The sequence below is a fragment of the Kitasatospora sp. NPDC057738 genome (assembly GCF_042798815.1).
Lineage (GTDB): Bacteria > Actinomycetota > Actinomycetes > Streptomycetales > Streptomycetaceae > Kitasatospora > Kitasatospora lactacystinica.
The window spans coordinates 56,122-77,352 of record NZ_JBHVJT010000001.1 but is presented as its reverse complement, the minus strand read 5'-3'; the positions used below and the strand labels follow the sequence as shown (position 1 = coordinate 77,352).

Below are 21,231 nucleotides of genomic sequence, written 5' to 3'. Positions count from 1 at the left end.
GACTGTTGAATGAAAGGTAGGACGTTTTGCCTGTCGGACAGGATCCGTCCACGGCGCCGGACCACCTCGGGAACCAGAGCGAGAGCGAGCAGCCCATGACCACGCCTTCCGTCACCGTCTTCCGGGACGTCCGCCCGTACGGCGCCGACCGGGCCGTCGACCTGGTCGCCGTGGACGGCTGCTGGCCGAGCGGGTCCCGGACGGGGCGGTGCCGGAGGTGGTCGAGGGCGGTGGCCGGATCGCGCTGCCCACCCTGGTGGACGCGCACATCCACCCCGACAAGACCGCCTGGGGCGAGCCCTGGTACAGCCGGCGCCCGGCGGGCTCGCTGCCCGAGTACGTCCGGGGCGACGTCGACCTCCACCGGCACCAGCGCACCCCGCTCGCCGACCGCGCCCACCGGCTGCTGAGCCACGCCGTGGCGCGCGGCACCCGCGCCGTGCGGGCCCACGTGGACGTGGCGCCCGCGTACGGCCTGGCCGGGGTGACCGGGCTCGCCGAGGTGCGCGAGCGGCTGGCCGGCGCGCTGGACGTCCAGCTGGTGGCCTTCCCGCAGCACGGCGTCCGGCGGACGCCCGGCGCGGGCGCGCTGCTCGCGGAGGCGGCGGCGAGCGGACTGGTCGACGTCGTCGGCGGCATCGACCCGGCGGGCTTCGACGCCACCCCGGCCGAGGGCGGCGACGGTGAGGGGCCCGCCCAGCTGGAGCTGCTGTTCGGCCTGGCCGAACAGCACGGACTGCGCCTCGACATCCACCTGCACGACCGGGGCGAGCGCGGCCTCGGCCCGCTGCGCGACATCGCCGCGCGGACCAGGGCGGCCGGACTGGCCGGACGGGTGGTCGTCAGCCACGCCTTCTGCGTCCCCGAACTGACCGGCGCCCCGCTCGCCGACCTCGCCGCCGAGCTGGCCGAATCCGGCGTCGGCCTCACCACCGTGGCGCCCTCGGCCCACCAGGTGCTGCCGTTCCGCGAGCTGCGGGCGCACGGGGTGCGGGTCGGGCTCGGCTCGGACGGCGTGCGCGACTCGTGGAGCCCGTACGGCAACGCCGACATGCTGCACCGCGCCCACCTGCTCGGCTGGACCACCGACGCCCGCACCGACGAGCAGCTGGCCGACTGCTTCGCGCTGGCGGCCGACGGCGGCGCCGAACTGCTGGACCTGCCGGCCGCCACCCTGGCGGCCGGCTCGCCCGCCGACTTCATGCTGGTGACGGGCGAGTGCCTGCCGCAGGTGGTGATCGACCTGCCGAGGCCCGAACTGGTGGTCCGCGCGGGCCGGGCGGTGGCACGGGACGGGCGGTTCGCGGGCTGAGCGGCGCCGCGGGGCCGGTCCGGGGCCGGTGCGGGCCGGTGCGGGTTGTCGGGGTCGGCGGGGCCGGTGCGGGCCGGTGCGGGCCGGTCGATCCGAGGAGCGGTCAGCCCGCGCCGACCAGCGTCGCCGGGAGGTAGCCGGAGGATATGCCCAGCTCCCACCCGTGCGCCTGGACCGCGAGGGCGGCGAGGGCGATCGGGACGACCGGGAGCAGGGTGCGGGGCCGGGCCGTCGCGGGCGTGCTGTCGCGGTGGAGGGCGAGGCGGGCGGCGAGTGCCTCCTCGAAGGCGGCCCGGTCGTCGTCCAGCAGGACCCGCAGCAGCCGCTGGTCCGGGCTCAGCCCGCCGGGCGCCGCCCCGGCCGCGGCGTCCAGGCCCCGGGCGGCGGCCGCGCGCTCGTCGGCGTCCGGCTTGCGCAGCGGGACGGGACCGGGGGCGATCCACGGCGGCCGCTCCGTCTCCACGACGAAGAGGTACGAGCAGAGGGCCGTCATCCCGGCCAGGTCCGCGGGCTCGGAGACGGACGTCAGGTCCGAGTGGGGCAGGCCGTCCCGGACCGCGGGCGCGTAGTCCTCGACGAGCAGCGGGCCGAGCATGCGGTCGCGGTGCGGCAGCAGACCGCCGATCAGGCACATCGCGAAGGCCTCCACCCAGGTCGCGGCCGTGGGCGCGAAGTCCACGACCGGACCGAAGCGGACGTCCTCGCTGTCCAGCGTCCTGCCGATGTACGGGAAGGGGACGTCGAAGTCGCCCCGGGGGAAGCAGCCGAGCTGGAGCACGCCGAGGGCGCACTCGGCCGCCGTCCACAGGGCCGCGCGGGCGTCGGCTCCGGTGAGGTCCCCGTCCTCCAGGGAGAGGGCGGCGACGTGGTCGAGCAGCTCCTCGCCCATCGCGCGGACCGACCCGATGGTCAACTTGTCCTCAAGGTCGTACCAGTGGCCGAGCGCCCGGCCGCGGACGTCCCCCAGGGCGTCGCGGATCCGCTGCTGGACCACAATGTGACGCGTCACTTCCCGCACGTGCTGGTGCCTCCCCGTCGATGGTGCGGTCCGTCGTCCCGCGTACCCGTGCTGACGGAGAGGCACGCTAGCAGCGACCACCGACACCGGGAGCCGGCGCTCAGAGGAGGCGGGCCGCGCCGGTCTCGTGGAGGTGGACCAGCGCGTCGTAGGCCGGGCCGATCGCCAGCCGCGGCAGCGGGTCGCTGTGGAACACCGTCCCGGCGTCGTAGGTCGGGCGGGCGGTGTCCAGCCAGGAACGAGTGGCCGGCGGGGCGGAGCGCAGGTCGACGTAGTAGTCGCGGGGGCGCACCCGGTCGAGGACGTACTCGTTCATTCCGGCGGTGGCCGGGGGAACGGTGACCTTCTTCCAGACGGGGGCGAACGGGGAGTCCTTGGTGAGGAACGAGCCGCGGCCGAAGGTGAGACCGATGGCGACGTAGCCCGTGCCGAGGGCGTCGCGCAGGTACTCGCCCTGGGTCCTGGGGTAGAGCTCGGGGTCGCTGCTCCGGTACCCGACATGGCCGTTGTGCGCGGACAGCAGCACCTTCCCGCCGGTGCGGCGCTGCCACCAGAGGGTGTTGTCGGTCATCGCCCGGTCGCGGAGCTGCTGCATCGCGGCCACGTCGGCGGTGTCCTCCAGGTTCACCGCGCTGAAGGCGAAGGTCAGGGCGATGCTCCGGGCGTGCTGCAGCGCCCACGCGTACGCCTCGTCCTCCTTGCCCCCGGCCCCGGCCGCGCGCCCGGCGGCGGTGACCAGCTCCAGCGTCCGCTGCGCCACGACGGCGTTCTGCCGCCGCTCGGCGAGCGGCCGCGTGGTGACGTAGCCGATGGCGTCGTCGAAGGGGCGCAGGCCGGCGTACAGCTGCTCCAGCCGCGGCAGCGACCCGGGGGCGGCCTCGCGCACGTAGGCGGTCACCCGGTCGAAGAGCTGGTCGCCGATCGCGGGGAAGTTCAGGTCGTCGCCGAGGAAGTGGACCGGGCGCAGCGGGTTTTCACGGTTGTGGTCGCGCATCCAGTCGATCAGGTCGGCGAACTCCTGGCGCTCCCAGGGCGAGGTGCCCATCGTGTCCTTCACCAGCTGCCGGGCGTCACCGCCGGTGCGGCCCTGGACGTAGTCGTCGATCCGCAGGCCGCTGGACCAGCTCGTCTCCAGGGCGAAGGTGGTGAACCCCTTCTCCTCGACCAGGTGGCGCAGCACCCGCTGCTTCAAGGTGAAGAACTCGTGCGCGCCGTGCGTGGCCTCGCCGAGCCCCACCACCGTGGCGTCACCGATCATCGTGCCCAGCGGCCGCAGGTCGGTGGTCCGGCCGGCGGGTTCGGTGGACCGCAACGGGTGGGCGAGAGCAGCCAGTTCGCGGACCACGGTGGAGGTCTGACGGTCCGTCCGGTTCGCCGTCTCCGGCTGGTCGGCGCTCGTCGACTGGTCCGCGCGGGCCGCGGGGGCGAGCAGGGTGGCGGTCACGGCGGCCGCGGTGGCGGTCAGCAGGGCGCGTCGGTCGATGCGCTTGCCGCGCTCCTCGCTGCGTGCGGTCATGTCGGGCTGCTCCTCGGTTCCTCGAACCATCGATCCGCCGGTACGCCGATCCGTCAATTCGACGGTTCGGGCAGCCGGTTCGATGGGTGCGAACGGTTCGCCGACGAATGCCGGCCAACGAATCGTCGATCACCGAGGGGCGGCGACGCGCTGGGGAACACCACCGGATCCGGCGGGGGGACAACCCCCGGGAGGTCCGGCGCTCCCGGCGGGGCGGGTCGGAGCGCGGGACCACCGTACGGACAACGGAAGCGGAAGACAACGGAGTGCGGGGGCTGCGCGGTTCAGCACGAATGGACACGGACACGGACACGGACGCGGGCCCGGGCGGCCCCGCGTGCCCCCCGCCCGGGGGTGCACGGCGGGGCCGCCGGGCGTTCGCCGGCTACGGCCGGTTCAGAGCGAGGCGGACCGGTGGGTGGGACGGCCGTCCAGGACGGTCAGCAGGACGGGGAGGTCCGCCAGTTCGGTGGCCGGGGTGGTGAGCGGGTCGGCGGCGAACACGGTGAGGTCGGCGCGGTGGCCGACGGCGATCCGGCCCGCCAGCTGCTCCTCACCGGCGGCGCGGGCGGCGTTGGCGGTCATCGCCAGCAGCGACTCCAGAGCGGTGAGCGCCTGGCCGGGGTTGTGCGGGGCCTGGCTCAGGTCGCGGGTGGGGCGGCGGTGGCGGGCGCCCGCCATGACGCCCAGCGGCGGGTAGGGGGCGATCGGCCAGTCCGAGCCGAGGACGACGGTGGCGCCCGCGTCCCAGAGGTCGCGGCAGCGCCACGCGCGGTCGGCCCGCTCCTCGCCGAGGCGGCGGGACCAGTTGTCGGTGTGGTCGGCGCGGGTGAAGTCGCAGCAGTGGGTGGGTTGCATGGAGGCGACCACGCCCAGCTCGGCGAACCGCCGGACCACCGCGTCCGGAACGGTCTCGATGTGCTCGATCCGGTGCCGCACGGGGGAGGTCCCGGGCGTCGTGCCCCCGTTCGCCGGCCCGCTCGTCGTCGCCTTCTCGATCGAGTCGAGCGCGTGCCGGACCGCGGCGTCGCCGATCGCGTGGGTGGCGGTCGGGACCCCGGCGCGGTGCAGCTCCCCGACGACGTGGGTGTAGTGCGCCGGGTCCGGCCAGAAGGCGTGGGTGGACTCGCCGTGGCAGTCCGGGCGCTCCAGCCAGGCCGTCCCGTTGTCGATCGTGCCGTCCATGAACAGCTTGACGCCGTCCACCCGCCAGAGCCGACCGCCCCGGTCCTGCTGCGCGATCAGCGCGCGCAGCCCGTCCGCGTCCACGCCGGGCTGGCACCAGGGGGCGACGCGCAGCCGCAGCGGCAGCTCGCCCGCCTCGTCCAGGTCGGCGTAGAGGTCGAGGCTGTCGCCGTTGGCGTCCATCGCGTGGCCGCCGGTGAGGCCGGTGGCGGCCATGGCGCGCAGCGCGACGGCGAGGCGGTCGCGGCGCTCGGCGCGGGTGGGCCGGGGGGCGGCGCGCTCGACCAGCTCGCAGGCGGCGTCCTCCAGCAGCAGGCCGGTGGGGCGGCCCTCGGCGTCGCAGACCACCTCGGCGGCCTGGTCGAAGCTGCGCGGTCCGTCCACGCCGGCCAGCTCCAGGGCGCGCGGGCTGGCGAGCATCGAGTGGGCGTCGAAGAGCTGGAGCAGCGCCGGGACGCCGTCCAGGACGGACGCGAGGGCGGCGGACTCCACCGGACGGTCGCCGAAGACGTTCGGGTCCAGACCCCAGGCGTGCAGCCAGGCTCCGGGGGCGAGGCGCGCGGCCTCGGCGGCGAGGGCGGCGCGGACGCCGGCCAGGTCGGTGCAGGCGGAGAGGTCCAGGCCGTGGGTGAGCTCGGCGCCGGTGACCGGATGCAGGTGGCCGTCCACCAGGCCGGGGGTGACCACGGCGCCCTTGAGGTCGATCACCGTCGTCGTGGGGTCGGTGAGTTCGCGGACGGTGCGGTCGTCGCCGAGGGCGGCGATCCGGCCGTCCACGACGGCGAGGGCGGTCTGCGGGAGGAAGCCGCCCGAGGCGGGGTCGAGCAGACGGGCGGAGAGGAGGACCAGGGAGGTGCGCACTTCGGCTCCAGCGGTGCTGCGGGTGGGGGTGGGGTTGCGGGGGTGCGGGGGCTTCGGTCAGGACTGCTCGGCGACCGGGGCAGGAGCGGGGGGCGTGGGGGCGGGCGCGTCCGTCGGGCTCGTGGTGTCCGCGGGGTTCAGCGTGCCGTCGGACAGGCCCAGTTCGCGTTCGGCGGTGGCGGCGGCGAGCCGGGTGACGGAGGACGGGTGGTCGCGCAGCCCGGTGTTGGCGTGGACGGCCAGGCCGTCGATCACGACGAGGATCCGAACAGCCGTCAGCACCGGGTCGTCGGTGCGGAATTCGCCCTGTTCGACCCCGGCGGCGATGACACCGCCGAGCCGGCCGCGCCAGCCGTTCTCCTGGTCGAGCACGCGCTCGCGCAGGACGGGGCGGTAGCGGCTGAGGTGGCGGGCGTTGAGCCAGAGCCGGCTCATGTCGTCGTAGGACGGGCCGGTGGTGCGGGCGAAGAAGCGGGCCAGGTGTCGCAGCGCGGACCCGTCCGGCGGCTCGGTGGGCAGCAGTGCCTCCAGCTCCGCGGTGGCGGCGCTGCCGAAGGCCTCGGCGACGAGGTCCTCGACGGCGGGGAAGTAGTGGCTGATCAGGCCGGGCCGGACGTCGAGTTGCTCGGCGATCCGGCGCAGGGTGATGCACTCCAGTCCCTCGGTGAGGGCGACCTCGGCCGCGGCGCCGACGATCTCCGCCCGGCGGTCCTCGGGGGACTTGCGAACCCGTTTGCGCTGAACGCTTGACGTCATGTTCCGGATGCTATTGAGTGTGCGACCAATAAGCAAGCAGGTGGGCACGACACCCCCACGGAGGGCCCCCAATGGCGTCCACGCTCCCGGACCACCCCCACACTTCCCCGGACCTGCCCCCGCGCCCGGCCGCCCCGCCCCAGCAGGAACGGGGCGGCCGGGTCGAGGTCCACGGCATCGACCACATCCCCGAGACCGAGCGGCGCGGGCGCGCCCGCGAACTGTTCCCGGTCTGGGCCGCGGCCAGCGTCAACTACCTCAACCTGGTGGTCGGCGGCGCCCTCGTCCTGAGCGGCCTCGACCTCTGGCAGGCCTTCGCGGTGGTCGTCCTCGGCAACCTGTTCTGGCTGGGCACCGGCCTGCTCGCGGTCTCCGGACCGGCCGCCGGCGCGCCCAGCGAGGTGATCACCCGCGCCATGTACGGCATCCGGGGCAACCGGGTGAACAACGCCGTCACCGGCTGGATGATCTCGGTCTGCTACTTCGCGCTGAACCTCGCCGCGGCCGCCGTCGCCGCCTTCTCGCTCGCCGAGGAGGCGGGAATCACCCCGACCACCCCGATCAAGATCACCATCGTGATCGCGATCGTCGTGCTGACCCTCACCATCAGCGTGTACGGGCACGCCGTGATCCTCCGGCTCTACCTGCCGATCACCCTCGGCCTCACGGCGGCGTTCGCGGTGGTCGGCTACGCGATCGTCACCCACGCCGACCTCGCCTGGAGCCAGCCCGAACCGCTCACCGGCGGACGGCTCTGGGCGGCCGCCCTGGCCGGCGTCACCCTGATCGCCTCCGGCCCGCTCTCGTACACCACCAGCGCGGACTTCTCCCGCTACCTGCCCGCGACCACCGCCCCGCGCGCGGTCCTCGGCTGGACGGCCCTCGGCGGCTTCCTGCCCAGCGTGGTGGTCGGCGGCCTCGGCGTGCTCGGTGCCACCGCCGTCGACATGACCGACCCGCAGGCCGCCCTCCGGCAGATCCTGCCCGGGTGGTTCAACCCCGTCTTCCTGCTCTCCCTCGTGGTCGGCACCATCGCGGTCAACGCCCTCACCGCCTACAGCGCCGGCCTCGCCCTCCAGGCCGTCGGCATCCGCATCCGCCGCACCCTCAGCGTGCTGGTGGACGGCGCGGTCGCGGTCTCGCTGACGCTGTACGCCCTGCTGGTCTCCAACTTCCTCGACACCGTCAGCAACGTCCTCCAGCTGACCGTCGTCCTCCTCGGCCCCAGCACCGCCGTCTACGCCACCGACATCCTGCTGCGCCGCAACCGCTACGACGGCCGCGCCCTCGGCGACGAGAGCCCCGGCAGTCCCTTCTGGTACCGCGCCGGTGTCAACCCGGCCGGCGCCGTCGCCCTCGCGGGCGGCGTCACGGCAGCGGCGCTCGGTGTGGACACGCTCTACACGGGTCCGTTGGCGGCCTTGGCCGGGGTGGATCTGGCCTTGCCGCTGGGTGTGGTGGTGGCCGCGGTGCTGTACGGGGTGCTGATGCGTCGGCGTGGCGTGTAGCGCGTGGTGGTGTGCCGGGCTGCCGGTCGCCCTGCCTGCCCGCTTTCCTGCCTGCTTGCCCGTCTGGCCGCCTGCCCGCCTGCTTGCCCGTCTGGCCGCCGCTCATGGCGGGTGGCCGGCCGGTGCTGCCGGTTCGGCCGGTTCGGGGGAGCGGGTGGGACCGGGCGGCCAAAGGAAACGGCGAGGAGAGCCGATCCCCCTACCACTATCAAGCTACAGCGTGACCCGGGGCTTGCGGCAAGGCCCCCGTTGTGGCGCAGAATCCCGACCGTAAGGCCATGACCTGCGGAAACGGGAGTCGTGAAATGCGCGTGTTGATGACGACATGGGGATCGCGCGGGGATGTCGAGCCGCTGGCGGGGCTGGCGGCGGCGCTGCGGGGGCTCGGCGCGGACGTACGGGTGTGCGCGCCGCCGGACGAGGAGTTCGCGGCCCTGCTGGCGAGGGTCGGGGTGCCGCTGGTGCCGCTCGGCCCGTCGGTGCGCTCGATCGTCGCCGGTCCTGGGGCACCGACGGCGGAGGACGCGTTCCGGCTGGCCCGCGAGCTGGTCGCCGCGAGGTTCGAGACGCTGACCGCGGCGGCCGAGGGCTGCGACGTGCTGCTGGCGACCGGCCTGATGCCGGCCGGGGCGCGGGACGTCGCGGAGAAGCTCGGCCTCCACTACGTGCTGGCCTGCTTCCACATCTTCGGACTGCCCTCGCGGCACTTCCGGCCCGGCCGGCGGCCGGGCACGCCGTCCCCGCAGGACGAGACCGACTACCGGAAACTCTGGGAGCAGGACGCCCAGCGGGTCAACGGGCTGTACCGGGAGGCGCTCAACGACCACCGGGCGGCCATCGGTCTGCCGCCGGTGGAGAACGTCCGCGACCACGTCTTCACCGAGCGGCCGTGGCTGGCGGCGGATCCGACCCTGTGCCCGTCGGAGGGCATGACGGAACTCGACGTGGTGCCGACCGGGGCGTGGATCCTCCCCGACGACCGCCCGCTCCCGGCCGACCTGGAGGCGTTCCTGGACGCCGGTGAACCACCCGTGTACGTCGGCTTCGGCAGCATGGCCGCGCACGCCCCGGAGGGCATCGCGCGGGTGGCCGTCGAAGCGAGCCGTGCGCACGGCCGCCGGGTGCTGCTCGCCCGCGGTTGGGCCGGGCTCGCCCCGATCGACGACGGCGAGGACTGTCACGTCGTCGGCGAGGTGAATCAGCAGGCCCTGTTCCGCAGGGTGGCCGCCGTCGTCCACCACGGCGGCGCCGGCACCACGACGACCGCGGCCGTGGCGGGCGTGCCGCAGGTGGTCGTCCCCCGGATCGCCGACCAGCCGTACTGGGCCGGCCGGGTCGCCGAGTTGGGCATCGGCGCGGCCCACCTCGACCGGACGCCGACCGTGGACTCGCTCTCCGCCGCGCTCGGTACGGCCCTGGCGCCCGGGACCCGGGCGCGGGCGGGGGCGGGGGCCGTGGCCGGCGGCATCCGCACCGACGGGGCGACGGTGGCCGCGAAGCTGCTGTTCGAAGCCGTGGGCCGGAAGGTGCCCGCCGGGTCCGGGTGAGTGTCCGGGGAGCCGGGCCGCGCAGGTGCCGGGCGAACAGCGGTGCGGGCCGGGTGAACGGCGGCGCCCCGTGAACGGCGGTGCGGGCCAGGTGGGTTCGATTCCGGATCGGCCTCCTTCCGATCGAACAGGGGTGGTTGTCGGCCCGCGCACGGCCGGTTCCGGCATTGATCCGGCGACCGGCGGCCGGGTGTCGGCAGGGTCGGTTAGGGTGCCCACTTGCGCGCCCGGTCACCGCAGGCCATGCGCGAGGGGAGGGCGGCATGACCGACGGCACGCACGGGGGAGTGGGACAGGACGGGGACGGCATCCAATGGCTCGCCGAGATCGGCCGGCCGGCCACGGGTCGACCGTCAACAGGACGCCGGTCGACCGGCCGACCGTCAACGGCCGGACCCGACCCGGACGGTGAGGTCGGCGGCGTCGTCTTCGCCCGGGGGATCACGCCCCAGGAGCTCGCCCGCCGGATGGGCGCCGACCCGGCCACCGCGACCGAGCCGATCAGCGACACCGAGATCCGGGACCTGGACATCGAGGTCTACCGCCCCGGTGACGACGGCGACGGCGTGATCCGGGTCGGCGAGTGCGCCGGCTGGTCGTTCGCGATCGAGTACGGCGACTCCACGGGCGGCGAACTGCTCATCGAGATAGCGCGCGACGGCGTCGAGGTGGTGCACTTCCGCCCGATGCCGGAGCAGCGGCCGGCCCTGCTCGACTACGCCCGGGACGGCGCCGTGCTGTGCGGCTTCGGCCTGGGCGAGGAACGTTGGCGCTGGGGCCAGGAGCCGGACCTGCTGGTGCCGGACCTGGTCGCCGCCGGAGTCCTGGAGGCCGACGGCGTGACCCCCCGCGACCCCGGGCGCGAGCCCGAAGGGGCCGCCCGCCGCCGCGCCCTCGGTGCCGTCGAGCGGCGCTTCGGGCTGAGCCTGCCCCGGGCCGCCCTCGGCGGGTTGCGCCTGCCGGCGTACGCGGTGCGGGGAACCCCGGGCATGGCGCTGCGCTGAGGGGGTGCCGCGCCGGCGACCCGCGGCGCCGATGGCCCGCGAAGCGTTGACGCGGGCGCGGAGGAGGGCCCGGCAGGCGGAGGGCAGGGCGAACGGCGGACGCGGGAGCGGCAGCGGCAGGAACGGCAGACGCGGGAGGGACAGGAACGGGAGCGGCAGGCGCGGAAGCGACGGGAACAGGGCGGTCACGGCAGGGTTCCTTTCCGGGCCCCACCGGCGGGGCCCCGATGGCCGTCATCCTTGCGCGCCGGCTGCTCGTCGCACATGTGCCGATCGGGAGGTTCCCGAGGCGCGATCCCTGCCCTGGGCCCGTCGGGCGGGGGGGGCAGGGGGGGGAGGGGGGGGGGGAGGGGGGGCTCCCCCCTCGTCGTGAGGCCCCGCCCTGCCCTGGCCCTGCCGATCGGCAGGGCCAGGGCAGGACGGGGCCGGGGAAGACGCGCCCCCACCGTCGTCGCGAGCCTCCGCAACCGGGCCGTGCGGCCCCGTCCTTCACCCGGTCGGCCGGTGGAATCCGGTTCGGCGCACGCCCCCGTCCAGGCGGTTCCACCAGGCATCCGCGGGATCCGGCCCCTAGGGTCTGTGGTGCGTCGACGAACCGAGCGCCGGGCGTACGCCGTCCCGCCGAGCGCCGGGGCGTCCGGCCGGCCCGAGGCCGCGTGCCGGGTGCCCGGCCGACCCGAGAGGTGGACCCACCCCATGCACACCGTCGTCCGCGGCGCCGGAGCGTTCGGCCTGGCCGCCCTGCTGCTCACCGCCGCCACCGGCTGCCGGGGCGACGGCTCCTCCGCCGCCGAGCCCGCGCCCACCTCCGCGGCCGGCGGCGCGGGGACGGGGACCGGCGCCGCCACCGGAGCGGCCGCCCAACAGCTGGACTGGCACGCCTGCTCCGCCCCCATCAGCGCCCAGGGCAGCGGCACCGCGCCCGCCGCCGAGGACTGGCAGTGCGCCACCCTCAAGACCCCGCTGGACCACGGCAAGCCGGACGGTACGACGATCGACCTCGCGCTGATCCGCAGCCGGGCCAAGGACGAGGAGCACCGGATCGGCTCGCTGCTGTTCAACTTCGGTGGCCCCGGCGCCTCCGGCGTGGCCACCCTGCCCGCCCTCGCCGCGAGCTACAGCTCCCTCAACTCCCGCTACGACCTGGTGAGTTTCGACCCGCGCGGAGTCGGCGCCAGCGCCGGGGTGACATGCCTGGACGACCGGGCGATGGACGCCGCCACCGCCACCGACAGCACCCCCGAAACCCCCGAAGCGGTGAAGGCCCTGGACGCCGACAACGCCGGCTTCGCCGCCGCCTGCGAGCACAACTCCGGCGCGGTGCTGCCGTACGTGGACACCGAGAGCGCAGCGCGCGACCTGGACCTGATGCGGCAGGTGCTGGGCGACCAGAAGCTCTCCTACTTCGGCATCAGCTACGGCACCCAGCTCGGCGGCGTCTACGCGCACCTGTTCCCGCAGCAGGTCGGACGGATGGTGCTGGACTCGGTGGTCGACCCGACCAAGGACCCGCAGCAGTCCGCGCTCGGCCAGGCCCAGGGCTTCCAGCTCGCCCTCGGCGACTTCATGAAGGCCTGCGCCGCCCAGGCCGGGACCGCCTGCCCGACCGGTGCGGGCGGCGACGACGGCACCGCGAAGGTCGAAGCACTGATGCAGAAGCTGGCGCAGTCGCCGCTGCCCACCAAGCAGGGGCGGCAGCTCACCGAGAGCCTGGCCGTCACCGGCATCGCGGCCGCCCTGTACAGCCAGGAGACCTGGCCCGCGCTGGCCACCGGGCTCACCGAGGCGATGGAGCTGGGGACCGGCGACACGCTGCTCCAGCTCGCCGACGGGCTGAACGGGCGAGACGCGCAGGGGCACTACACCAACCTGAACGCCGCGAACCGGGCGATCAACTGCGTGGACGCCCGGCAGCGCTACTCCGACCAGGACGTGCAGCAGCAGCTGCCGCAGTTCCGTGCCGTCTCCCCGGTGTTCGGGTCCTTCACCGCCTGGGGCCTGACCGCCTGCACCGGCTGGCCCGTCCCGGGCAGGGCCGCCCACCCGGACGTCTCCGCGCCGGGCGCCGCCCCGGTCCTGGTGGTCGGCACCACCGGCGACCCGGCGACCCCGGTGGAGGGCGCCCGCACGATGGCGGAGCAGCTCGGCGCGGGCGTCGGCGTCACCGTCACCCTGCAGGGCGAGGGGCACGGCGGCTACAACACCGGCAACCCGTGCCTGAAGCAGACCGTGGACGCCTACCTCCTGGACGGCACGGTGCCGGCGAACGGGACGACGTGCGGCTGAGCGGCCGGGCGGCGAGAAGTGGCCCACTGTGGCAGCTGTCGATTGGCTCTGGAGAGTGGTCCACTCGGTCCACTAGCCTCTCCGGTGTGACGAACGATGTGACGAACGATATGACGACCGGCGCGCCCGCCCAGCAGCTTGCCCAGCAGCTCGACCAGCACCTCGACAACGGCCACCGGGCCGACAGCGACACCGTCAAGGTCGACTTCTACTTCGACCCCGTCTGCCCCTTCGCCTGGATAACCTCCCGGTGGATCCTGGAGGTCGATCGGCAGCGCGAACTCGACCTGAACTTCCGGGTGATGAGCCTGTCCGTCCTCAACGAGGGCCGCACCGACCTGCCCGAGCGCTACCAGCGCCTGATGACCACCGGCTGGGGCCCCGTGCGGGTCTGCATCGCCGCCGCCGAACAGCACGGTCCGCAGGTGCTGCGCGCGCTGTACACCGAGCTCGGCACCCGACTGCACGACCAGGACCGCGAGGCCGACGACGCCGTCATCCGCGAGGCGCTCGTGGCAGCGGGGCTGCCGGAGGAGCTGGCCGAGGCGGCGAACAGCACCGCGTACGACGAGGCCCTGCGCAAGAGCCACCACGAGGGCATGGACCCGGTCGGCGAGGAGGTCGGCACGCCGACCATCCACGTGGACGGAGTCGCCTTCTTCGGCCCGGTGCTGAGCGCCATCCCGCGCGGCGAGGACGCCCTGCGGGTCTTCGAGGGCGTGCGGCTGCTGGCCGGGTACCCGAAGTTCTTCGAGCTCAAGCGGACCCGGACGGGCGGGCTCGACTTCTCCTGAGCCACCCCGGCGGAGGCCGCGCCGCGCCCTCGCCGTGCCCGCACCGAGCCCCCTCGGTGCCCGCACGGAGGACTGCCGCGGGCCCGGCCTCCGGCCCGTCAGCCCCGGCGGCGCTGCTTGATCCTGATCGGCCCCGACCGGGGGTGGCCGATCACGGTCAGCACCGGGGCGCCCGGCTCCGCCTGCTCGGCGGCCTTGTTGACGATGTTTCCGGTGTTGGTGCTCGACGGGTCGATCCGTACGCCCCAGCCGCGCGGGACGATCAGCCGGATGTGGCCCATGCCGGTCGACGCCTCGACCGTGATCTCCTTGTGGGGGCACACGGCCTCGGTGAAGTCGACCGTGAGCAGCGAGATCTTGGTCTCCGCGACGATCCGGCGGGGCACGGACCAGCGGCCGCTCTGCACCATGTTGTTCATCCGGGGCCGGAGCGTGAGGACCTCCTCCGCCGCGGACACCTCCCGGGCCTCCACCCGGCCGCCGAGGTCGGCCACCAGGATGTCGAGTTCGCCGTACGTCCGCGCGGCGTAGGTGCGGTCGAGCCGCTCCTCCAATTCCCCGAGGTCGATGCGGCCGTCACCGGCGGCGACCCGCAACTGCTCGGCCACCGCCTCCCGGTCGCTGTCCCCGGCCCGGGGTTCCACGGCGGCCTCGGGCGTCTTGTGCAGGGCTGGCAGTTCCTCGTTGACCATGCGGCTACTCTAGGTCACGAATCGTCCTGGTGGGCGGCTCGATCGCCAACTCCGCACGGCCCGAGGATCTTTGAGCGCGCCCGGAGGAGCGGCCGAGAAAGCGGCCGGGCGAAGGCTTCGCCGGGTGCGGTGGAAGCGCCGGGCAGGCTTCCGCAAACCGTTCGCGACGGCCCGCCCCCACGTACCGGACCGGCCTTCGGCGTGCCCGATTCCGCCTCCCGTGCCCGACGCCGAGCCCGACGCCCGAGCCCGATCCGGCGCTGCGGGCCGTGGCGCCGAGCGGGTCGTTCTCCCCCGAGTGGACCGTTGCCACCCCCTTCGGGCTCCCGTCCGGGCCCGGACCGTCCGACCATGGAGGGGCGGAGGCTGTTCGGCCCCCCCGAGAGGCGGTGAGCGTGGATGATCGTACGAATCCGGCTGCGCGCTGTCCGTCACTCCGCGACTCCACCTGGTCCCGGGTCCAGCCCCGGCCCCGGCCCCGGCGTCCACCGCGGCTCCGACCCGGGCCCCGGCGTCCACCGCGGCTCCGACTCGGGCCCCGGCGCCGACCGCGGCTCCGACCCGGGCCCGCGCCCGAGGCAGAGCTGGGGCCAGCCGCGAGGCCCGAGCCCCGGCCAGGGCCGGAACCAGGGCCCCGGTCAGGGTCCCGGTCAGGGCCGGAACCAGGGCCCCGGCGGTCCGGCCAAAGTTCCGCCTCCGCCGTCGTGGCGCCGCTGGCTGCTGCCCGTCGCGGTGCTGGTCACGCTGCTCCTGCTGGTGCTCTTCTCCAGTTCCGGCAAGCCCGGCACGCGCTACGGCTACTCCGACTTCGTGAGCCGGGTGGACTCCGGCCAGGTGCAGACCGTGAACGTCAGCGACACCGGCGGGGTGAGCGGCACGCTCAAGGACGGCACCCACTTCACCAGCCAGATCCCCACCGCCCTGGACACCTCCCAGCTCAGCGGCGCGCTCGCCGACCACCACGTGGCGGTCACCGGCAGCCGGAGCAGCAGCGGCTCGATCTGGTCGACCCTGCTGCTGTTCCTGCCGCTGCTGATCTTCGGTGCGCTCTTCCTCTGGTCCGGCCGGATGGCCGCCCGCTCGCTGGGCGGCGGCCTGAGCGCCATCGGGCGGTCCCGGGCCAAGATCATCGAGGCCGAGCGGCCGGACACCGGGTTCGCCGACGTGGCCGGGTACGAGGGGGTGAAGCAGGAGGTCAGCGAGGTGGTCGACTTCCTGCGCAGCCCGGAGCGGTACGCCGCCGCCGGGGCCAAGGGGCCACGTGGGGTGATCATGGTCGGGCCGCCGGGCACCGGCAAGACCCTGCTCGCCCGGGCGGTCGCCGGCGAGGCCTCGGTGCCCTTCCTCTCGGTGACCGGCTCCGGCTTCGTCGAGATGTTCGTCGGCGTCGGCGCCTCCCGGGTCCGCGACCTCTTCGACGAGGCCCGCAAACGCGCACCGTCGATCATCTTCATCGACGAGATCGACGCCGTCGGCGGCCGGCGCGCGGGCGGCACCCGGTTCGGCGGCAACGACGAGCGCGAGCAGACCCTGAACCAGCTGCTCGCCGAGATGGACGGCTTCGACCAGAGCACCGGCATCGTCGTCATCGCCGCCACCAACCGCCCGGACGCCCTCGACCCGGCCCTGACACGCCCCGGCCGCTTCGACCGGCAGGTCACCGTCCCGCTGCCCAACCAGGCCGAGCGGGCCGCCATCCTCGCCGTGCACTCCCGCGGCAAGACCCTGTCCCCGGACGTCGACCTCGGACGGCTCGCCCGCGGCACCCCCGGCTTCTCCGGCGCCGACCTCGCCAACCTGGTCAACGAGGCCGCCATCAACGCCGTGCGCGCCGACCGGGCCACCCTCACCGCCGACGACCTCGACACCGCCCGCGACCGGGTGCTGCTCGGCCGCCGGGAGTCCTCCAACGCGCTGCTGCCCGAGGAGCGGCACGCCGTCGCGGTGCACGAGTCCGGCCACGCGCTGATGGCCGCGCTGTGCGAGCGCGCCGACCCGGTCGCCAAGGTGACCATCCTCCCGGCCGGCGTCGCCCTCGGCGCCACCGAGCAGCTGCCCGAGGCCGAGCGGCACCTGTACAGCGAGGGCTACCTGACCGACCTGCTCACCGTCCAGCTCGGCGGCCGCGCGGCGGAACTGGTGGTCTTCGGCGAAGGCTCCACGGGCGCCGCCAACGACCTCGCCAACGCCACCTCCGTCGCCACCCGGATGGTCCGGGAATTCGGCCTCTCCCCGGAGCTCGGACCGGTCGGCTACTCCAGCGGCACCCCGCACTACCTCGGCGACAACCCCGAGGACCTGCTGCGCCGCCCGTACTCCGAGCAGACCCAGCGCGCCGTGGACGAGGCGGTGGCCGGCCTGCTGCGCCAGGCCGAGCGGCGGGCCCTCGGCCTGCTCACCGAGCACCGGCACCACCTGGACGAGCTGGCGGCGCAGCTGGTGGCCCAGGAGACGGTGGACGGCGCGGTGGTGCTCGACATCCTGACGCACCCGGCGCCGGGCCCCGAGCGGCCGGTCTCGCTGCGGAAGCCGGACGGGCCGGCGGACGTCGACGGGCCTGCGGCCGCGACCGGGCCCACGGATGCGCCCGGGCCCACGAACGCGGACGGCCCGGGCGAGCCCCCCAGCCCGGAGGAGTCCCCCAGCCCGGAGGAGTCCCCCGGCCCGCGGGAGACCCCCCGCCCGTGACGGCCGCATCGCCGGTGGTCGTATCCTCGTGACCGCGCCACCCACCACCGTCCCGAGGAGTCGGAATGACCGAGCCCCTGCCCGCCGACGTCCAGCGGGAGATCGCCCGTGCCCTCGGGGTCGCGCCCGTGCCGGACCCCGCGACGGAGGCCGAGCGCCGGGTGGAGTTCCTGGCCGACCAGGTGCGGACCAGCGGCGCGCGCAGCCTGGTGCTGGGCATCAGCGGCGGCGTCGACTCCACCACCGCCGGACGGCTGTGCCAGCTCGCCGTCGAGCGGCTGCGGGCCGAGGGCCGCGAGGTGACCTTCACCGCGATGCGGCTGCCGTACGGTGTCCAGGCGGACGAGGCGGACGCCCAGCTCGCGCTCGGCTTCATCCGCGCCGACGAGGTGCTGACCGTCGACGTCAAGCCCGCCACCGACGGCGCGCTCGCCGCCCTGAAGGCCGCCGGCCTGACCTACAGCGACCACGGCCACGAGGACTTCGTCGGCGGCAACGTCAAGGCCCGCCAGCGGATGGTGGTCCAGTACGCGGCGGCGGGCGCCAAGGGCGGGCTGGTCGTCGGCACCGACCACGCCGCCGAGGCCGCCGTCGGCTTCTTCACCAAGTTCGGCGACGGCGCGGCCGACGTGATGCCGCTGTCCGGCCTGACCAAGAGGCAGGTGCGGGCGATCGCCGAGGCGCTGGGCGCACCGGCCGAGCTGGTCAAGAAGGTCCCGACCGCGGACCTGGAGAACCTCGCCCCCGGCCGCCCCGACGAGGACGCCCTCGGGGTCGGCTACGACGAACTGGACGACTTCCTGGAGGGCCTGCCGGTCAGCGAGGACGTCTTCCGCACCGTCCTCGGCCACTACCGCCGCACCGAGCACAAGCGCAACCTGCCGGTCGTCCCGCCCGTGGCATGACCGGCCCCGACGAGCGCGCCGCCGGGGCCGTCCTCGGAGCCGCCGTCGGCGACGCCCTCGGCGCCCCCTACGAGTTCGGCCCGGCCGGCGCCTTCTCCGCCCGCTTCCCGGACACCCCCGGTGACCTGGTGGCGGGCGGCGGCTGGGGGCTCGGCGAGGCCACCGACGACACCCAGATGGCCGTCCTGGTCGCCGAGTCCCTGATCGAGCGGGGAAGCCTGGACCTCCCGGACGTCTTCGACCGGTTCCGCCGCTGGGCCGCCGCCGACCCCCGGGACATCGGCATCCAGACGGAAGTCGTCCTGACCAGCGGCCTGCCCTGGGACCTCGCCGCCGCCGTCCACTTCAACACCACGCTGCGCGCCGCCGGCAACGGCGCCCTGATGCGGGCCTCGACCTCCGCCGTCGCGTTCGCCCGCGCCGGGCGGCGGGCCACCATGGACGCGGCCCGGCGCATCGCGGCGCTGACCCACGGGGACGGGGCCGCCTGGGAGGGCTCGGCGATCTTCCACGAGCTCGTCCGGCTCGCGCTCCACGGCGCCGACCCGCTGGCCGAGCTCCCCGCCGTCCTCGCCCACGTCGACCCCGACCACCGGGAGCGCTACGCCACCGTCCTCGCCCCCGACTGGCACCCGGAGCGCGCCACCGAGGCCAACGGCGCGGTATGGCCCTGCCTCGGCTCGGCGGTCTGGGCGCTGCGCACCACCGAGGGCTTCGAGCAGGCGCTGCGCGCCGCGATCGACCTCGGCGGGGACACCGACACGGTGGCCGCCGTCACCGGCGGCCTGGCCGGTGCCAGGTACGGCCTGGCGGCGATCCCGGAGCGCTGGACCGGGCCGCTGCACGTCGAGCTGCCCGGGTTCGGCGGGCGGGTGCTCCGCGCACCCGAACTGCTCGACCTGGCAGGGAGGTTGACGGCCTGGGAGGCCGGTGGCGCGGATCGGGGCAACGGGGGTGCCCGCCGGCACGACCAGTAGCGCGGTGCCCAGGGCCGGCGGCATCGGCAGGGCGGGCGTTCGAGGGGTTGAGGGGCCGTCGGGAACGGGTCTCAGGGGAGGAGGAAGACGACGAATCCCCGCGGGTGGAACAGGAGGTAGCCGATCAGGGCCCCCAGTGCCAGCAGATGACCGAGGAGCGCGCTGAGCATCGCCCAGCGCCAGCGGCGGTGCGGGGTCGACCTTCGGCCGGCGAGGGTCGCGCCGAGCAGGGCCGTGAGGGCGGTGAAGCCGATCAGGGCCAGGGTTGCCTGCGGCAGTTCGCGCTCCACCCACCCGGTGCGGGCGTCGCGCCGGAGGTGCACCAGCAGCCACCCGTCGCTCACCGCCGTCAGGCCGCCCATCAGTGCGGCGAGCACCGTGTCGGGCACCTCCTCGCCCCGGCCCCTGATGCCCCTGGTCCGCGTCCGTGCCACTGCGACCGTCCCCCGGTGCCGTCCCGCCCATGCGCCCGCCCATGCGCCCGCCCACGTCCCCCCACGTGCCCGGTCACGGTACCGGGGTGCGGCGTGGGGGCCAAGGCGCGGGGCTGCCACGATGGGGGTGTGCGGCCCGATCCGGGGTCGGCGCGACCGGCGTGCGGCCGGTTGACGAACGGGGGACGAAGTGATGACGGTGGATCGGCTCGCAGTGGTGTCCGGTGGCGGTACCGGGATCGGCCGGGCGATCGCGGCGCGGCTGGCCGGGGACGGGCACCGGGTGGTGATCCTGGGCCGCAGGCCGGCCGTGCTGGAGCAGGCCCGGGAGGAGATCGAGCGGACCGCCGGTCCGGGGCGGGTCGTGCCGGTCGCGGCCGATCTGACCGACCCGGCGGCGGTCGAGGCGGCGGCGGCCCGGATCACCGGACTCGGGCCGGTGGACGTGCTGGTGAACAACGCGGGTGCGATCGTCACGCCGCCGGCCGACGGCAGTCTGGGCGCGCTGGCCGCGTCCTGGCGGCGGGACCTGGACGGCAACCTGCTCACCGCCGTGCTGCTGACCACCGCGCTCCAGGACGGGCTGCGCCGTCCCGGCGGCCGGCTGGTGGTGGTCAGTTCGGCCGCGGCCCAGCGCGGTGGCGCGGGCCCGCACTCGGCGGGCTCGTACGCCGCCGCCAAGGCCGCGCTGCACGGCTGGGCGTTCGGTCTGGCCCGGCAGTTGGGGCCGGACGGGATCACGGTGAACGTGCTCGCGCCCGGTTACATCGAGGACACCGAGATCTTCGGGGCCGGCTGGAGCGAGGAGTTCCACGCCCGGAAGGTCGCGGACACCCTGGTCGGTCGGGCGGGCACCCCGGCCGATGTGGCCGAGGCGGTCGCCTACCTCGCCTCCCCGGCCGCCGGGTACCTGACCGGTCAGGTGATCGGACTCAACGGCGGTGCGGTGCTCGGTCGTTGAGTCCGAGCTTCGGGGAGCGGCCGGTCAGTCCCCGTCGGCGTCGGGCTCGGAGGTCGGGCTGGACGCGGCGCGGAGGGCGAGCTTGGCCTCGGCGGTCGTCCAGTCGGTGGCGATGGCCTGCTGGGCGGCGGCCAGGGTGACCTGGCCCTTGCAGATCGCGGTGTGGAGGTGGGTCTCCACCGAGTCCTTGGGGTTGTTCGGGCCCTTGCCGGGGACGTGGCCGGGGGAGGGCGGCTGGACCCACAGGTTGCGCGGGTCGTTGGGGTCGCCGCCGAGTTGGAGGCTGATCAGGTGGTCGTACTCGGCGTCGCCCATCGGGCCGTCGTAGCCGTAGGACTTGGCGTTCTCGGTCTTCTCCTTGCCCGTGATGTTCGACGGCGGGCGGATGGTCGAGGTGTAGCCGCCCTGCTTGCAGATGGTGTCCTTGAGGTTGCCCTGGTTCACCGCCGGACTGATCGCGCCCGGGGTGCAGGAGGCGTCGGGCAGCGGCTGCTTGTCCGCGGTGTAGCGGTAGTGGCAGCTGCCCGGCGCGGGCTGCGGCTGGACGTCGTAACTCGCCTTCGGGCCGGGGCCGGTGACGATCGCGGCGGCCAGCGGCGGGGCGGCCGCCGCAGCGTCACCCGCAGCGGCCGGGGCGGAGGCGGAGGCGGACCTGGCCCCCTTGGCGGCGTGGTCGCCGCCGGGCGAGCAGCCTGCGGCTGCGGCGGCGAGCAGGACGGCCGCGGCCATGGCCGGGGCGCGGCGGGCGGGAGCCGGCACGGGGTTCCTCCCTCGGGGGTGGGCGTGG

At 75.1% G+C, this 21,231-nt stretch carries 17 protein-coding genes; 10 read left to right on the top strand and 7 right to left on the bottom strand.

The window, feature by feature from the left end:
* The first annotated feature begins 208 nt into the window (after positions 1 to 208).
* On the top strand, positions 209 to 1,312 hold the full coding sequence (locus ACFVGO_RS00270; protein WP_380630422.1) for an amidohydrolase: 1,104 nt from the start codon (positions 209 to 211) through the stop codon (positions 1,310 to 1,312).
* 103 nt (positions 1,313 to 1,415) lie between these two features.
* On the opposite strand, the gene ACFVGO_RS00265 is transcribed toward ACFVGO_RS00270, so the two are convergent.
* The 4 genes from ACFVGO_RS00265 to ACFVGO_RS00250 form a co-directional block, all read right to left on the bottom strand.
* Positions 1,416 to 2,321, bottom strand: a complete 906-nt coding sequence (locus tag ACFVGO_RS00265) for an immunity 49 family protein (protein ID WP_380348961.1) — start codon at positions 2,319 to 2,321, stop codon at positions 1,416 to 1,418.
* Positions 2,322 to 2,430: 109 nt separating this feature from the next.
* Positions 2,431 to 3,846, bottom strand: a complete 1,416-nt coding sequence (locus ACFVGO_RS00260) for an erythromycin esterase family protein (RefSeq protein WP_380630421.1) — start codon at positions 3,844 to 3,846, stop codon at positions 2,431 to 2,433.
* A gap of 396 nt (positions 3,847 to 4,242) precedes the next feature.
* The gene (locus ACFVGO_RS00255; protein ID WP_380630419.1) at positions 4,243 to 5,892 is read right to left on the bottom strand and encodes an amidohydrolase; all 1,650 of its coding nucleotides are present in this window, start codon (positions 5,890 to 5,892) and stop codon (positions 4,243 to 4,245) included.
* A gap of 57 nt (positions 5,893 to 5,949) precedes the next feature.
* Positions 5,950 to 6,648, bottom strand: coding sequence for a TetR family transcriptional regulator C-terminal domain-containing protein (locus tag ACFVGO_RS00250; protein WP_359898489.1), 699 nt, complete (start codon positions 6,646 to 6,648; stop codon positions 5,950 to 5,952).
* A 71-nt stretch (positions 6,649 to 6,719) separates the two neighbouring features.
* Between ACFVGO_RS00250 and ACFVGO_RS00245 the strand changes: the two genes are divergently transcribed.
* The 5 genes from ACFVGO_RS00245 (at position 6,720) to ACFVGO_RS00225 (ending at position 13,787) form a co-directional block, all read left to right on the top strand.
* Positions 6,720 to 8,156, top strand: coding sequence for a purine-cytosine permease family protein (locus tag ACFVGO_RS00245; protein ID WP_380630418.1), 1,437 nt, complete (start codon positions 6,720 to 6,722; stop codon positions 8,154 to 8,156).
* 305 nt (positions 8,157 to 8,461) lie between these two features.
* The gene (locus ACFVGO_RS00240) at positions 8,462 to 9,703 is read left to right on the top strand and encodes a glycosyltransferase (protein ID WP_380630417.1); all 1,242 of its coding nucleotides are present in this window, start codon (positions 8,462 to 8,464) and stop codon (positions 9,701 to 9,703) included.
* Between the two features lie 263 nt (positions 9,704 to 9,966).
* Entirely contained in the window at positions 9,967 to 10,707 is a 741-nt protein-coding gene (locus ACFVGO_RS00235; RefSeq protein WP_359898492.1) for a DUF6461 domain-containing protein, read from the top strand.
* 696 nt (positions 10,708 to 11,403) lie between these two features.
* A complete protein-coding gene (locus ACFVGO_RS00230) occupies positions 11,404 to 12,993 on the top strand; it encodes an alpha/beta hydrolase (RefSeq protein WP_359898493.1) in 1,590 nt (529 codons plus the stop codon).
* 86 nt (positions 12,994 to 13,079) lie between these two features.
* A complete protein-coding gene (locus tag ACFVGO_RS00225; RefSeq protein ID WP_359898494.1) occupies positions 13,080 to 13,787 on the top strand; it encodes a DsbA family protein in 708 nt (235 codons plus the stop codon).
* 98 nt (positions 13,788 to 13,885) lie between these two features.
* Here ACFVGO_RS00225 and ACFVGO_RS00220 read toward each other — a convergent pair whose 3' ends face one another.
* Positions 13,886 to 14,479 carry a DUF1707 domain-containing protein gene (locus tag ACFVGO_RS00220; RefSeq protein WP_380348949.1) on the bottom strand — a complete coding sequence of 198 codons (594 nt, stop codon included), beginning with the start codon at positions 14,477 to 14,479 and terminating at the stop codon, positions 13,886 to 13,888.
* 399 nt (positions 14,480 to 14,878) lie between these two features.
* Here ACFVGO_RS00220 and ftsH point away from each other — a divergent pair, with 399 nt between their 5' ends.
* The 3 genes from ftsH (at position 14,879) to ACFVGO_RS00205 (ending at position 19,049) form a co-directional block, all read left to right on the top strand.
* On the top strand, positions 14,879 to 17,167 hold the full coding sequence (ftsH, locus tag ACFVGO_RS00215; protein WP_380630416.1) for an ATP-dependent zinc metalloprotease FtsH: 2,289 nt from the start codon (positions 14,879 to 14,881) through the stop codon (positions 17,165 to 17,167).
* Positions 17,168 to 17,232: 65 nt separating this feature from the next.
* Positions 17,233 to 18,072 (top strand): ammonia-dependent NAD(+) synthetase, encoded by an 840-nt coding sequence (nadE, locus tag ACFVGO_RS00210; RefSeq protein WP_380348946.1) that lies wholly within the window; start codon positions 17,233 to 17,235, stop codon positions 18,070 to 18,072.
* Positions 18,069 to 19,049 (top strand): ADP-ribosylglycohydrolase family protein, encoded by a 981-nt coding sequence (locus tag ACFVGO_RS00205; RefSeq protein WP_359898498.1) that lies wholly within the window; start codon positions 18,069 to 18,071, stop codon positions 19,047 to 19,049. Before nadE ends, ACFVGO_RS00205 begins: the two co-directional genes overlap by 4 nt.
* Before the next feature lie 71 nt (positions 19,050 to 19,120).
* On the opposite strand, the gene ACFVGO_RS00200 is transcribed toward ACFVGO_RS00205, so the two are convergent.
* Positions 19,121 to 19,483 (bottom strand): hypothetical protein, encoded by a 363-nt coding sequence (locus tag ACFVGO_RS00200; protein ID WP_380630415.1) that lies wholly within the window; start codon positions 19,481 to 19,483, stop codon positions 19,121 to 19,123.
* A 193-nt stretch (positions 19,484 to 19,676) separates the two neighbouring features.
* Here ACFVGO_RS00200 and ACFVGO_RS00195 point away from each other — a divergent pair, with 193 nt between their 5' ends.
* Positions 19,677 to 20,444 carry an SDR family oxidoreductase gene (locus ACFVGO_RS00195; protein WP_359898500.1) on the top strand — a complete coding sequence of 256 codons (768 nt, stop codon included), beginning with the start codon at positions 19,677 to 19,679 and terminating at the stop codon, positions 20,442 to 20,444.
* A gap of 24 nt (positions 20,445 to 20,468) precedes the next feature.
* On the opposite strand, the gene ACFVGO_RS00190 is transcribed toward ACFVGO_RS00195, so the two are convergent.
* Positions 20,469 to 21,173: a hypothetical protein gene (locus tag ACFVGO_RS00190; protein ID WP_380630509.1), complete on the bottom strand. Its 705-nt coding sequence runs from the start codon at positions 21,171 to 21,173 to the stop codon at positions 20,469 to 20,471.
* Positions 21,174 to 21,231: the final 58 nt, after the last annotated feature.